Origin of the sequence: Streptomyces sp. NPDC060027 (assembly GCF_042737005.1) — a bacterium.
Classification (GTDB): domain Bacteria; phylum Actinomycetota; class Actinomycetes; order Streptomycetales; family Streptomycetaceae; genus Streptomyces.
On record NZ_JBHWVI010000001.1, the window covers coordinates 90,029 to 103,080 of the forward strand.

Here is a 13,052-nt window from a genome sequence, read left to right on the forward strand (position 1 = left end):
GGGAACGGCGAACGGCGCGTGGAGCCCTTGAGCGGTGGAGTCAGGCACAACGCGAGAGGGCCCCCGGACGGTTCCGAAGGGCCCTCTTGTGTTCCGCGGGATCAGTGCGCGGCCGGCACCGATCGCCCGGACGGGGCCGCCGCGGGCTTGGGGTTCAGCATGCGTTCGGCCAACTCGCCGAAGACCAGGCCGAATCCGGTCCACAGTGTGGCCTGGATGGCCAAGGCGGAGATCCGGAACCGCCACAGCAGGGTGGCGGGGAAGTGCTCCGGCACCTCGTTGATCGTGGGCAGGAACGCGTACGCCAGGCCGATCACGACGGCGAAGGCGGCCACCGCGGCGATCGTCGCGTACCAGGTGCCCAGCCTGGGCGCGAGCCGCTTGCCGAGGATGACGGCGCCGATCGCCAGGAGCACGCTGAGCACCATCATCAGGAAGTACAGGGTGGTCCGCTTGCCGATGGTGTCGGGGTCGCCGACCGACGGCGGATTGGCCGGGTACTTCAGGAACGGCACGACGTACACGGCGAGCAGCGCGCTGCCGGACAGCAGGAGCGCGGTCGCGCGCGGGCTGAAGCGGCCCACGCGGCCGAGCGCGAAGCAGAAGCCGAGCGCCGCAATACCGCCGAAGGCGATTCCGTAGAAGAGGACGCCGGTGGCCAGGCCGGCGGTGGACTGGAGGCTGCGGGAGACGAGTTCGACCTCGTGATCGTGCCCGGAAGCGTGTGCTTCCTCGAAGCCGATCGCGCTGTCGACGCTCGGTTCACCGAGGAAGTAGGCCACGACGAGGGCGAGCAGGCCGGCGGCGAGGCCGGCGAGCATGCCTCGCACGAGCAGGTTTCTTACCGTTGCGGAGTTCATGAGTGTGCGCTGTCCCTCGCGTCAGTGGCAGGGGAAACCGAGCAGGTGGCGGGCGTCGTGCACCCACTCGTGGACGTCCTCGCCGGAGACGACGGCGGTGGCGCCCTGTTCGGCGCCGACGAAGTACAGCAGGACCAGCATCAGGATGCCGAAGAAGACCGCCCAGGGAGCAATCGCCTTCAGCGGCAGCTTGGCGGGAAGAACGGGGGTGGTGGCTGTCGGCTGGGCGACGGTCTGCGCCATGGCAGAACCTCCTCGGGAGTTCGCGTCCCATCTCGGTGGTGCACAGGATGACGCCTACGGGTCTGACTCACGCGGCGCCCAGCGTGGCTGGAGCGTCTCGTTCACAGTGGCGCGACCGTGCCGGATTTCCACCGGCTTCCGTCTTGACGTCATCAATATCGGACCGACCGTACCGCGTGGCGAGTTCTCGGCCAAGACCGCACCACCTGCCGTGATCTTCCTCTCGTCCCAGGTGGCGGGTCCCTTGTGCACGGCGGGACACCGGTGCGGTTTCGGACGCCGCCCGGAGAAGTGGTCGAAGTGGTCGGCCGCCCCGCCGTGTTCGGCCTCGGCGGCGCACTGTTCGGCGGTGTGCGGGCGGAGTTGGGCGCGGACTCCACCAACGGGACCCGGACCGCTCGCGCGCACGGGTCCGGTGCGCGCGACGGTCCCGCTCAGCGCGCTTCGTCCGTCGCGGTGCCGGGCGGAGCGAGCCCTAGTTCACGCTCCCCCAAGGGTGCGAAGAAGCGCTGGACGTCGGCGTCGGTGACCTCGCCGAGGGTGGCCGGGGACCAGTGCGGGTCGCGGTCCTTGTCGATGATCTGGGCCCGGACGCCCTCCACCAGGTCGGGGGAGGACAGGGCCGCGCAGGAGACGCGGTACTCCTGGTCCAGTACGCGCTCCAGGCCGCCGAGGCGGCGGGCGCGGCGCAGGGCGGCGAGCGTGACCTTCACGGCGGTGGGCGAGTTGCCGAGGAGGATCTCCGCCGTCTCCTTGGCCGCCGGGTCGCCGACCGCGAGCAGCCGCCGCACGATCTCCTCGACCGTGTCGGCGGCGTAGCAGGCGTCGATCCACTCCCGCCGCTCCGCCAGCTCGGCCGGGGGCGGTGGCTGCACATGACTTGCCAGAGCTTCCCGTACGGGCCGGTCGGCGAGGTCGGACACCAACTGCCGCAGTGCCGAGGACGGTACGTAGTGGTCGGCGAGGCCGCACAGCAGGGCGTCACCGGCGCCCATCGAGGCACCCGACAGGGCGAGGTGGGTGCCCAGTTCGCCCGGTGCGTGGGCGAGCAGATGGGTGCCGCCGACGTCGGGGACGAAGCCGATACCGGTCTCGGGCATGGCTATCCGGGAGCGCTCGGTGACGACGCGGACGCTGCCGTGCGCGGAGACGCCGACGCCGCCGCCCATGACGATGCCGTCCATGACCGCCACGTACGGCTTGGGGTAGCGGGCGATGCGGGCGTTGAGGTGGTACTCGTCGCGCCAGAACGCGGCGGACGCGGTGCCGTCCCCGTCGCGCGCGTCGTCGTGGACCACGCGGATGTCGCCGCCCGCGCACAGTCCGCGCTCTCCGGCGCCGGTGACGACCACGGTCTCGACGGCCGGGTCGTGCTCCCAGGCGGTGAGTGCCTGGTCGATCCGGCGCACCATCGCGTGGTTCAGGGCGTTCAGGGCCTTCGGCCGGTTGAGCGTGAGGTGGGCGGCTCGTCCGTCGGTGTGCAGCAGGACGGATTCGTCGGCGCCGTGCGCCCCGGTGCCGCTCATTCGAACGCCCCCGTCAGGGCGCGGGCCACGATGACGCGCATGATCTCGATGGTTCCTTCCAGGAGCCGATGGATCCGCCGGTCGCGGACGATCTCCCGGATACCGTACTCAGGCCTCCTGTCCCGCCCGCAACACGTACAGCCGCGGGAGGTTGACCACGATCGCCTCCTGGGTGCTGCGGGCGATGACGACGACGGCCTCCTCCGCCGGGTCCGGGTTCTCCTCGCGGTGCGGGACGAACGGGGGCACGAAGATGTAGTCGCCGGGAGAGGTGCGCAGGCGTACTTCCTCGGGCTGTGCCCCCGAGTCGTCGAGGAAGACGAATTCAGGGTGTCCGCTGACCACGTAGATGGCGGTCTCGGACGCCCCGTGGTGGTGATCGGAGGAGGAGGTGGAGGGGGCGACGTGGGTCTGGCCCATCCACAGCTTCTCGGAGCCGACGGTGTTGCCGCTGACGGCGGCGAATCTGCGCATGCCTCCGGTCTGCGCCGTGTCGCCGTCGAGAGCGCCGGCGCGGATGTGGTGCAGACGGGTGCGCAGGGGTGCCGGCGACTCCCCCGCGGTGTCGTGGAGATGGGGGTGGAAACCTTCGCCGGGGGTCGTCAACGGCTCGCTCATGGATGGGGACGCTAGAGCGGCCCGTAAAAGGATGTCAAGAGGTGTCCATTGCCCTTCACCTGCGGCAATGTTCCCGCAATGTACGTGGGGAACCCGTGTAGGCCCTGGTGGCGGACACCGTGTCGGGCATCATGGGCGCATGCATATCTCCGCGAAGGCGGACTACGCCGCACGGGCCCTGCTGGAGCTCGCCCGCGAGCCGGCCCGCCCGCTCACCTGCGAGGCCATCGCCTCCTCGCAGCAGGTCCCGTTCCGGTTCCTGAAGTCCGTGGTGGGCGAGTTGCGCCGGGCCGGCCTGGTCCGCAGCCAGCGTGGCTGCGAGGGCGGCTACTGGCTCGGCCGGCCCGCCGACGAGATCACCCTGCTGGATGTCGCGCGCGCCGTGGACGGTGAGTTGATCACCTTGCGGGGCGAGCCGCTCGCCGGTCTCGACTACCCGGGTCCCGCCTCCGGACTGCCGGAGGTGTGGCGTCGTATCGAGGCGGATGCCGCCGCGGTTCTGGGCGGCACGTCCCTGGCCACGCTGCTGCTCGCCGAAGCGGGCGAAGACCTGAACCGGAAGGGGGCCGCGTGACGGCCCCGCCGGACCGGCCCGCGGTGGAGGTGGTGGAGTACACCGACCCGCTGTGTCCCTGGGCCTGGGGATCGGAGCCGGTGTTCCGGCGGCTCCGCGCCGCGCTCGCCGGACGGGTCCACTGGCGCCGCGCGTACTGCGTCCTGTTCGACCACGACGACGACCCGCCGCCCGATCCGGCGGCGGAGACCGCCTGGTACGCGCGCTATGTCGAGGACATCGGCGCCCACACGCGGGCGCCGCGGGCGCTGCGGCTGAGCCGGGTCGCCGCGAGTTCGTGGCCGTCCTCGCTGGTCGCCAAGGCCGCCGAACGGCAGGGCGGCGAGGTCGCCGAGCGGGTGCTGCGGCGGCTGCGGGAGAGCGTCTTCGTGCTCGGGGAGCCCGCGGACACATCCGCGCTCGCGCTGTCCGCGGTACGGGGCGTGCCCGGCCTGGACCATGAGCGGCTGGCCGCCGACGCGGCGTCGGCGGCCGTGCTGGAGGCGGTGCGTGCCGACCGTGCCGAGGCGCGCCGGCCGGTCCGCGAGGTGCTGTCGGTGCGCGGTGGGTCGCCGCATCCCGGCGCCGCCAAGGAGACCGCCGACGGCGGGTACCGCTACGCGCTGCCGACGCTGCTGGTCCGCGCTCCCGCGGGGTGTCGCGTCGTACCCGGCTGGCGGTCGTACGAGGAGTACGCGTCGGCGTTCGACGAGTTGAGCCCCGGACTGCTGTCGGCACCCGTGCGGCAGGCTCCCGCGGAGGCGCTCGCGCTCTACCGGAGTCTGACCGGTCCGGAGCGCGAACTGCTGACCGACGGCCCATGGCCTCCCGCGGACGCCGTCCGCATGGAGACCGGCAACGGCCCGCTGTGGCTGGATCCGCAGGAGGCCGCGGTGCACCCAGTCGGCGGCCGCGGCGCTCCCGCCGCGCCCTGACGGGCTTCTGATCAGCGGTCAGGGCCCGTCCCGCCCAATGAGACACCAATTGGTGTCCATTGACAGCGGCTGAGAACCGGCCGCAGGATGTGCACCATGCTCACGACGCACCCCGGCGTGGTGTGCCGCTACGTGGACCTGCGGCGCACCTGCAGCGCTCTCTGTCGCTGACCGCCCGCCAACCGCGGCCCCCAGGCGCCTGACGTCCCTCCCGCCGGCACCGGCCCCGCGCCGTTCCGCCGCCCGGCCCTCGTCATCGCGCGCCGCTCTCTCAGCGTTTCGTCGCTTCCGCTCCCTTCACCTCACGGCGCCCCCCTCGATCCGCCACCGCCTCATGCCCTGAGCGCGGCATGCCCACGTGCGCACCGAAGCCCACGCAGGCATGCCCGTCCCGGCCTGCGCGGCGCCCTTCGGCGGGGTGTGCCGCCCTTGCTCCCCCTCCGCTGCCCCGGCGCGGGCGGGAGCCTTCGCAGAAAGAAAACAGATGTCCGGACGACTCACGCCCCGCAACCCCGCAGCGGCCCTCCGTTCCCCCCGGCGCCCCGGCCGGCTGCGCGCCGCCGCCCTCGGGACCGCCCTGGCCACCGTGCTCGTCCCCGCGCTCAGCGCCTGCGGCGGCGAGGCGTCGTCGTCCGCCGGCGGCGCCGCGCTGAAGTGGACCTCCTCCTACTTCCCCACCCACTGGGACCCGGTCGTCGGCGGCAGTGGCGCGCAGTTCCGTGAACTCGCCCTGGTGTACGCCTCGTTGACCCGCACCGACGAGAAGGGGAAGGCCGTCCCGGACCTGGCCAAGAGCTGGGAGTACAACGGCAAGGGTGATGTGATCACCTTCCACCTGCGTCCCCACCTGAGGTTCAGTGACGGTGCGCCGGTCGACGGCGCGGCCGTGAAGGCCGCCATCGAACGGGCCAAGAAGCAGAAGAACTCAGCCCTCTTCGGCGACCTGACCTCGATCAAGACGGTGGACGCCAAGGGCCTGGACGCGGTGATCCACCTCAGCCAGGTGGACTACCAGATACCCCAACTGCTCGGCGAGCGCGTCCTGCAGATCGCCAGTCCCAAGGCGGCCGCCTCACCCGAGAAGCTGGACCAGAACCCGGTCGGCGCCGGCCCGTTCACCGTCACCCAGCTCGTCCCCGGCACCAAGGCCGTCCTGAAGAAGAACCCGGACTACTGGGACGCAGAGAACATCCACATCGACAACGTCGAGCTGACCTCCGCCCCCGACGCCTCCACCGTCGTCTCCGGTCTCCAGACCGGCGTCTACAACTTCGCCGACATCGCGCCCAGTCAGGCCGACGCCGCCAAGAAGGCCGGACTCGACGTCCTCGTGCAGCCCGGCTTCAACGCCTCCAACATCAGCCTCAACACCAACAAGGCGCCGTTCGACAACGACAAGGTCGTCGACGCGGTCCGCCACGCGATCAACCGTCAGGAGTTCGTCGACAAGCTGACCTTCGGCTACGGCTCGGTGACCAACCAGCCCTTCCCCAAGGGCTATGTCGCCTTCGATCCGCAGTCGGAGAACGACTACGCCTACGACCCCGCGAAGGCGAAGAAGCTTCTGCGCGAGGCCGGCCACAAGGCGGGCGACATCAAGCTCAACCTCGTCATCCCCGCCGAGGACCCCCAAGCCGAGATCGTCCAGGCGCAGTTGGCGAAGGTCGGCATCACCGTCACCATCAAGATCGACAAGAACTGGGCCACGCCGTTCTTCGCCAAGGACCTGACGTTCTCGCTGTACGGCACCACGGGGCGTGACTCCGCGGCGCAGACCCTCACCGCGCATTTCGGCCCGAACGGCCCGCTCAACCTCAGCTCGCCCTATGAGCCGGCCGGCTTCGAGGCGGCCATCGCCAAGGTCCGCCAGACCCCGCTGGACTCGCCGGACTACACGAAGGTCCTCCAGGCCGCGACCCGGGCCGGCCTGAAGAGCAAGGCGCTGGTCTTCACGTACTCCTCGCCCAACCTCATCGCCAAGAGCAAGTCCATCTCCGCCCTGCCGAAGAACCCCGCCCACATCGACTGGACCGGCGTGACCATCGCCGGCGGCAACTGACACCTCCGTCCTTCACAGAGAGGGGGCAACCCATGACGACGACGGAGGCACCGACCGCACCCGACGTCCGTCTCCCGGCCGCCGCGGCCAGGACACGGCACACGCTGGGCCGCGTCCTGGCCACCCTCGCCCGGTCGGTCGCCATCTTCGTGCCCGTGTTCCTGGTCGCGACCTTCGTGACCTTCGCACTGCGGTCGCTCAGCGGGCTCAGCCCGGCGCGCATCCAGCTGGGCGAGGAGGCGACACCCGAAGCGGTCGCCCGCGTCGAGGCCCAGTGGGGCCTCGACCGGCCCTTCCTCGTCCAGTACGGGGACTGGTTCGGCGGCGTCCTGCACGGACAGCTCGGCGCGAGCTGGACCAACGGCGCCGACATCTCCACCCTCATCGGCCTCGGCCTGGGCGTGAGCCTGTCGGTCGCGACCTTCGCCCTGCTCATCGGCGTGGTCGCGGGCTTCGCCCTCGGCACGGTCGCGGCCCTGCGCCGCACCACCTGGGTCGACCGCGCGATCACGGGATTCGTCACGGTGATCTCGGTGATGCCGGCCTTCGTCGTCGGCATCGTGCTGGTCGCGGTCTTCGCGGTGGGACTGCACCTGTTGCCGTCGGCCGGATACGTCCCGGCGGAGCAGGGGTTCGGGCCATGGCTCGCCCACATCACGCTCCCGGCCGTCGCGCTGAGCTTCGACGTCGTCGCCGACGTCGCCCGGCAACTGCGCAGCAGCCTCGTCGCGGCCTACAGCGAGAACTACGTGACCGGGGCGGTGGTCCGCGGCCTGAGTCCGCGCAGGATCTTCCTCGCCCATGTGCTGCGCAACGGCCTCGGGCCCGCGCTCGCCACGCTGGGCCTGAAGTTCCCCGCCCTGGTCGGCGCCTCCGTCGTCACGGAATGGATCTTCGGGCTCCAGGGCTTCGGACGGTTCGCCAACGACTCCGCGCAGGCCGGCGACGTACCGGCGGTACAGGGAGTCCTCGTGGTGTCGATCGTCCTGGTCGTCGCCTTCAACCTGATCGTCAACCTGGTGCTGGCGCGCGTCACGCCTGCCTCCCAGCGGGGGGTGTGACCATGGTGCGCCGCGTTCTCTCCCTCACCACCGGCCGGATCGCCGTGGCCGTCCTCGCCGCGATCGCCCTGCTCGCCCTGTTCGGGCCGCTGCTCGCTCCCCAGAACCCCCTGGCGACCAGCGACCACACGCTCGCCGCCGCCTCCGGGGGCCACTGGCTGGGGACCGACTACCTCGGCCGTGACGTGCTGAGCCGCCTCCTCGACGGCTCCCGCGTCAGCATCCTCGGCGCCCTGGAGGTCGCGCTCACGGCCCTGGCCATCGGCGCCGTCCCCGGCATCCTGTCGGTCTATCTCGGCCGGGTCTTCGAGTGGGTCACCCTCCGGCTCACCGACACCCTGGTCGCCCTGCCGTTCCTGCTGTTCGCCGTCGCCGTCATCGCGCTGCTCGGCAACGGTCTCACGCAGGCGATGCTCGTCACGGGCGCGCTGGTGTCCCCGCTGTTCTACCGCGTGGCGCGCGCGGCCACCCTGGCCGTGGCCCGCTCGCCGTACGTGGAGGCCGCGATCGTCTCCGGTGCCTCGATCGGCTGGATCGTACGCCGGCACGTCTGGTCCAAGGTGCTCCCGCCGATCGCGGTAGCGCTCGCCCAGACCATCGGCGTCGGCTTCGTCATCGTGTCGAGCCTGACCTTCCTCGGGATCGGGGTCCAGCCTCCCGCGCCCACGTGGGGCGGCCTGCTCGCCTCGGATCTGGGCTACCTCAGCCACCAGCCGTGGGCACCGCTCGCCCCCGCCCTGCTGATCATGGTCACCGTCTGGGCCTGCAACCTCCTCGCCGACGCGATCCGCGACGTCTCCGGCGAAGCGGGCCGCGCCCTGGTCAACAACCGCAAGGCCCGCGCCAACCGCCGCGCCGAGGCCGGCCCCGCTCCCGCAGGAGGTGCCTGATGGCCACTCTGTCCGAGAAACTCCTCACCGAGGCCGAGGAGTTCGGCGAGCCCGGCCCCGGGCAGCCGGCCGAACCGCCGTCGCCGGTGCTCGCCGTACGCGATGTACGCATCGGCGACCGGGCCGGCGGCCGGGAGATCGTCCACGGCGTGAGCTTCACGCTCACGCCCGGCAGGACCGTCGGCATCGTCGGCGAGTCCGGCAGCGGCAAGACCCTCACCTGCCGTGCCGCGCTGGGTATCCTGCCCCCTCACTTCGAGATCACCGGCGGCTCGGTGGAGATCGACGGCACCGACATCACCGGCCTGTCCCCCGCGCGGTGGACGGAGCTGCGGGGCGCCACGATCAGCGCGGTCTTCCAGGACCCGGCGTCCTACCTGAACCCGTCGATCCGGGTGGGCGCCCAGATCGCCGAGGTCCTCCGGGTCAAGAAGGGACTGAAGCGGCGCGCGGCACACCACCGGGCGATCGACCTGCTGCGCGCCGTCCAGCTGCGGAACCCCGAGCTCGTGCACGGCCAGTACCCCTACGAGCTGTCCGGCGGCATGCTCCAACGGGTCCTCATCGCCGCGGCGATCGCCGCCGGCCCACGGATCCTCATCGCCGACGAGGCCACCACCGCGCTCGACGTCACCGTCCAGGCCGAGATCCTCGACCTGCTGGCCGACCTGCGCGAGCGGACCGGACTGGCCCTCCTCGTGGTCTCCCACGACCTGGCCGTCGTCGCCCAGCTGTGCGACGAGGTCCTCGTCATGCGCCAGGGCGAGGTGGTCGAGCAGGGCCCGACCAGCGACGTACTCCACCGTCCACGGCACGAGTACACCCGGCTGCTGATCGCCGAGCACGAGCAGTACGGCCTGGAGAAGTTCCTCGCACCCAAGGAGGACGCATGAGCACCGAGGCCGCAAGCACCGCTGCGGACCCGCAGTCCGCACCCCGCAAGGCGCCCGCGCGCCCGGTCCTGGAGGTCAAGGACCTCGCCGTGCACTACGGTCTGCGCCGACGACGCCGACGCGCCTTGCACGGCGTCTCCCTGAGCCTCGCGCCGGGCGAGACCCTCGGGATCATCGGCGAGACGGGCTCGGGCAAGTCCACCCTGGCGCGGGCCGTGCTCGGCCTGGTGCGCACCTCGGCGGGGTCCGTCGTCGTCGACGGCGAGGACGTCAGCGCGTACAGCGGACGGCAGTGGCGCGCCCTGCGCCGCCGCGGTGTGATCCAGTACGTCTTCCAGGACCCGCTGCGCAGCCTCGACCCCGATCTCACCGTCGAGGCCTCCCTGGCCGAACCGCTCCTCGTCCGGGGCGAGTCCCGCGGCACGGCGGCCGCCCGGATCCGCGCGTTCCTCTCCCGGGTCCGGCTCTCCGAGGACCTGCTCGACCGGCTGCCCGGTGAGCTCTCCGGCGGACAGCGCCAACGCGTCGCGGTGGCCCGGGCGTTGGTCACCGAACCCCGCCTCGTCATCCTCGACGAGCCGGTCAGCGCCCTGGACTCCGCCAACCGCGTCCAGATCCTGCAGATCCTCAAGGAACTCCGCGACGACGGTGTGGCCCTCGTCTTCATCTCCCACGACCTGGGCTCCGTCGCCGGGATCGCCGACCGGGTGGCCGTGCTGTACCAGGGCGAACTCGTCGAGACGGGCACGGCGCACGACGTCATAGCCCGGCCCCGGCACGCCTACACGCGCCTGCTCGTCCGCTCCGCGCCCACGCTGCACTCCGCACCGGCCGACCGGGCCGAACGCGCGGCCCTGCGCGCCCTCCTGAACGTCTGAACCCCCGAGAGACAGGACCCAAAGCCATGCCCCGCACGATCCATCTCGCCCTGCACCCCTACGGCGTCGGCGGTCCCGGCCAACACGGACTGTGGAAGGACCCGCGCGTCGCGAAGAACGCCAGCATCGACATCGACTACTACATCCGGCTGGCGAAGGCCGCCGAACACGCCCTCTTCGACGCGTTGTTCATCGTCGACAGCCAGTTCATCAACGACACCTACCCGGCGCACTACCTCAACCGCCTCGAACCGCTGACCCTGTTGTCCGCGGTCGCCACCCACACCCGGCACATCGGCCTGGTCGGCACGGCGAGTTCGACGTACAACTCACCGTTCAACCTGGCCCGCCGCTTCGCCTCCCTCGACCACATCAGCGGCGGCCGGGCCGGCTGGAACGTCGTCACCAGCTTCGACACCGGCACGTCCAAAAACTTCGGCCTCGACGAGCACCTCGACTACACCACGCGGTACGGCCGTGCCCTGGAGTTCGTCCAGGTCGCCCGGGGCCTGTGGGACTCCTACGAGGACGACGCCTTCCCGGCCGACGTCGACCGGGGCGTCTTCCTCGACCCGGCCAAGCTGCACGCGCTCGACCACGCGGGCGAGCACTTCAAGGTGGCGGGACCGCTGAACCTCTCCCGCTCCCCGCAGGGCCAGCCCGTGATCTTCCAGGCCGGGGTGTCCGAGGAGGGCCGCGACCTCGCCGCTCAGGTCGCCGAGGGCATCTACGCTCCGGGCGGCAGCCTCCAGCAGGCGCAGGAGTACTACGCCGACATCAAGAAGCGCACCGCCTCCTACGGCCGCGACCCCGAGCACATCAAGATCTTCATCCACGGGGGCCCGGTCGTCGCCGCCACCGACGAGGCTGCCCGGCGCCGCGAGCGGGAGATCTTCGAGGAGGACAACGACTTCGACCGCAACCTCGCCCTGCTCGGCCGCTCCTTCGGCGCCTACGACTTCAGCGCGCACGACCTGGACGCGCCGTTCCCCGACGTCGCGCACCTCGCCGAGAAGGGCGGCCGCACCGGAGCGGCGAACCTCATCGAGCGGGCCCGGACGGAGAATCTGACGCTCCGCCAAGTGGCCGAGTCCGTCAACCAGTTCCGCGGCTCGCCCTTCGTCGGGGCTCCGGAGACCGTCGCCGACACCATCGAGAAGTGGTTCGACGCCGGCACCTTCGACGGCATCAACCTCGCCTTCCGCACCGAGGACGAACTGAACCTCTTCGTCGACGGCGTCGTCCCGATCCTCCAGAAGCGCGGGCTGTTCCGCACCGAGTACGCGGCCGACACCCTGCGCGGCAACCTCGGCCTGCCGGTCCCGGCCAACCGCCACGCCGCCGAGCCCCAGCTCGTGAACGACTGAGGACCCCGCCACGACCGACCGGTCGAGCACGCCTTCGCCCCCACGGCCACCGCGGCCCGGCCGGCTCACCCCGACGCCGGCCGGCGCGGCGGACCCGACCCCGAAAGGCCACCACCCCATGACGAACGAACAACCACGCTTCAGGCTCGGCTTCCTCACCCATGTCCAGGGACGCGACCAGGACATCGCCCGCACCTACCGCAACGCGCAGGAACTGTTCGTCGTGGCGGACGAACTCGGCTTCGACGTCGGCTGGGTCGCCCAGCACCACGTCGCCCTCGGGGGCGGCGGACTCTCCTCGCCCTGGACCTTCCTCGCCCACGCCGCGGCCCGGACCACCCGCATCCGGCTGGGCACCGCCGTCACCGTCCTTCCACTGGAGGACCCGGTCCGCCTCGCCGAGGACATCGCCACCGTCGACACCCTCAGCGGCGGCCGCGTCGAGATCGGCGTGGGCAGCGGATCGAGCGGCCTGGAGTACGCCGCCTTCGGCAAGGACGTCGCCCGCAAGCGCGAGCTGACCAGCGAGAACCTCGACGTCCTGCGCCAGGCCCTGGCCCAGGGTGACGTGGGCACCCCCGACTTCCGCATCCAGCCCAGGCCCGGCGACTTCGACCGTCGCGTCTGGCAGGGCGTGTTCAGCGCACAGGGAGCCGCGTACGCCGCGAGCCGCGGATCGAACCTGCTACTCAACCGGGCGGCCTACGGATTCGACGCCCCCACCGACGAGGTGCAGCGCCCCTGGGCCGACGCCTTCCTCGCGGCCTGGGACCGGCCGCACCGCCCGCGCATCGGCCTGTCCCGCTTCGTCTTTCCGGCCAAGGACCGGCGTACGGCGCTCCGCACGATCGGCGACGACGTGCACAGGGCGGCGTTGCGCATGGCGGAGAGCGGCGCGTTCCCCCGGGGCCTCGGCGCGGACGAGGCGCTGCGCCGCTTCCACACCTTCTACGGCCATCCCGACGAGATCGTCGAGGCGCTGCGCCAGGAGCAGGTGCTGCCCGTCACGACCGACCTGATCACCCAGTTCAACCCCGCCGTCCCCGACCACGACGCCGCCGTGCGCGCCCTCGAACTCATCGCGACCGAGGTGGCACCCGCCCTGGGCTGGAAGCGGGCGCAGACGGCCGAGCCGGCCCCCGTCCAGCCCGCATCCGCAGGAGTGTGAG

General features: G+C 71.6%; 13 protein-coding genes and 1 riboswitch. Of the genes, 9 read left to right on the top strand and 4 right to left on the bottom strand.

Going from position 1 to position 13,052, the window contains the following annotated elements:
• Positions 1 to 101: 101 nt before the first annotated feature.
• The 4 genes from ACFWBT_RS00320 to ACFWBT_RS00335 form a co-directional block, all read right to left on the bottom strand.
• Positions 102 to 860 (bottom strand): CbtA family protein, encoded by a 759-nt coding sequence (locus ACFWBT_RS00320; RefSeq protein ID WP_385693897.1) that lies wholly within the window; start codon positions 858 to 860, stop codon positions 102 to 104.
• Positions 861 to 881: 21 nt separating this feature from the next.
• Positions 882 to 1,103, bottom strand: a complete 222-nt coding sequence (locus ACFWBT_RS00325) for a CbtB-domain containing protein (protein WP_266754758.1) — start codon at positions 1,101 to 1,103, stop codon at positions 882 to 884.
• Between the two features lie 40 nt (positions 1,104 to 1,143).
• Positions 1,144 to 1,290: riboswitch (cobalamin riboswitch) on the bottom strand.
• A gap of 247 nt (positions 1,291 to 1,537) precedes the next feature.
• Positions 1,538 to 2,629 (bottom strand): enoyl-CoA hydratase/isomerase family protein, encoded by a 1,092-nt coding sequence (locus ACFWBT_RS00330; protein WP_385693901.1) that lies wholly within the window; start codon positions 2,627 to 2,629, stop codon positions 1,538 to 1,540.
• Positions 2,630 to 2,737: 108 nt separating this feature from the next.
• Positions 2,738 to 3,247, bottom strand: a complete 510-nt coding sequence (locus tag ACFWBT_RS00335) for a cupin domain-containing protein (RefSeq protein ID WP_385693904.1) — start codon at positions 3,245 to 3,247, stop codon at positions 2,738 to 2,740.
• A gap of 139 nt (positions 3,248 to 3,386) precedes the next feature.
• Between ACFWBT_RS00335 and ACFWBT_RS00340 the strand changes: the two genes are divergently transcribed.
• The 9 genes from ACFWBT_RS00340 (at position 3,387) to ACFWBT_RS00380 (ending at position 13,051) form a co-directional block, all read left to right on the top strand.
• Positions 3,387 to 3,821: an RrF2 family transcriptional regulator gene (locus ACFWBT_RS00340; RefSeq protein WP_385693906.1), complete on the top strand. Its 435-nt coding sequence runs from the start codon at positions 3,387 to 3,389 to the stop codon at positions 3,819 to 3,821.
• Entirely contained in the window at positions 3,818 to 4,735 is a 918-nt protein-coding gene (locus ACFWBT_RS00345) for a DsbA family protein (protein ID WP_385693909.1), read from the top strand. Before ACFWBT_RS00340 ends, ACFWBT_RS00345 begins: the two co-directional genes overlap by 4 nt.
• 484 nt (positions 4,736 to 5,219) lie before the next feature.
• The gene (locus ACFWBT_RS00350; protein WP_385693912.1) at positions 5,220 to 6,794 is read left to right on the top strand and encodes an ABC transporter substrate-binding protein; all 1,575 of its coding nucleotides are present in this window, start codon (positions 5,220 to 5,222) and stop codon (positions 6,792 to 6,794) included.
• A gap of 32 nt (positions 6,795 to 6,826) precedes the next feature.
• On the top strand, positions 6,827 to 7,855 hold the full coding sequence (locus ACFWBT_RS00355) for an ABC transporter permease (RefSeq protein ID WP_385693915.1): 1,029 nt from the start codon (positions 6,827 to 6,829) through the stop codon (positions 7,853 to 7,855).
• A gap of 2 nt (positions 7,856 to 7,857) precedes the next feature.
• The gene (locus tag ACFWBT_RS00360; RefSeq protein WP_266754770.1) at positions 7,858 to 8,745 is read left to right on the top strand and encodes an ABC transporter permease; all 888 of its coding nucleotides are present in this window, start codon (positions 7,858 to 7,860) and stop codon (positions 8,743 to 8,745) included.
• The gene (locus ACFWBT_RS00365) at positions 8,745 to 9,638 is read left to right on the top strand and encodes an ABC transporter ATP-binding protein (protein ID WP_385693918.1); all 894 of its coding nucleotides are present in this window, start codon (positions 8,745 to 8,747) and stop codon (positions 9,636 to 9,638) included. The genes ACFWBT_RS00360 and ACFWBT_RS00365 overlap by 1 nt, the downstream gene beginning before the upstream one ends.
• A complete protein-coding gene (locus ACFWBT_RS00370) occupies positions 9,635 to 10,516 on the top strand; it encodes an ABC transporter ATP-binding protein (RefSeq protein ID WP_385693920.1) in 882 nt (293 codons plus the stop codon). The genes ACFWBT_RS00365 and ACFWBT_RS00370 overlap by 4 nt, the downstream gene beginning before the upstream one ends.
• A gap of 26 nt (positions 10,517 to 10,542) precedes the next feature.
• Positions 10,543 to 11,883: an LLM class flavin-dependent oxidoreductase gene (locus ACFWBT_RS00375; protein ID WP_385693923.1), complete on the top strand. Its 1,341-nt coding sequence runs from the start codon at positions 10,543 to 10,545 to the stop codon at positions 11,881 to 11,883.
• A gap of 118 nt (positions 11,884 to 12,001) precedes the next feature.
• Complete coding sequence (locus ACFWBT_RS00380) at positions 12,002 to 13,051, top strand: LLM class flavin-dependent oxidoreductase (RefSeq protein ID WP_385693926.1); 1,050 nt, start codon at positions 12,002 to 12,004, stop codon at positions 13,049 to 13,051.
• The last annotated feature ends 1 nt before the right edge of the window (position 13,052 follow it).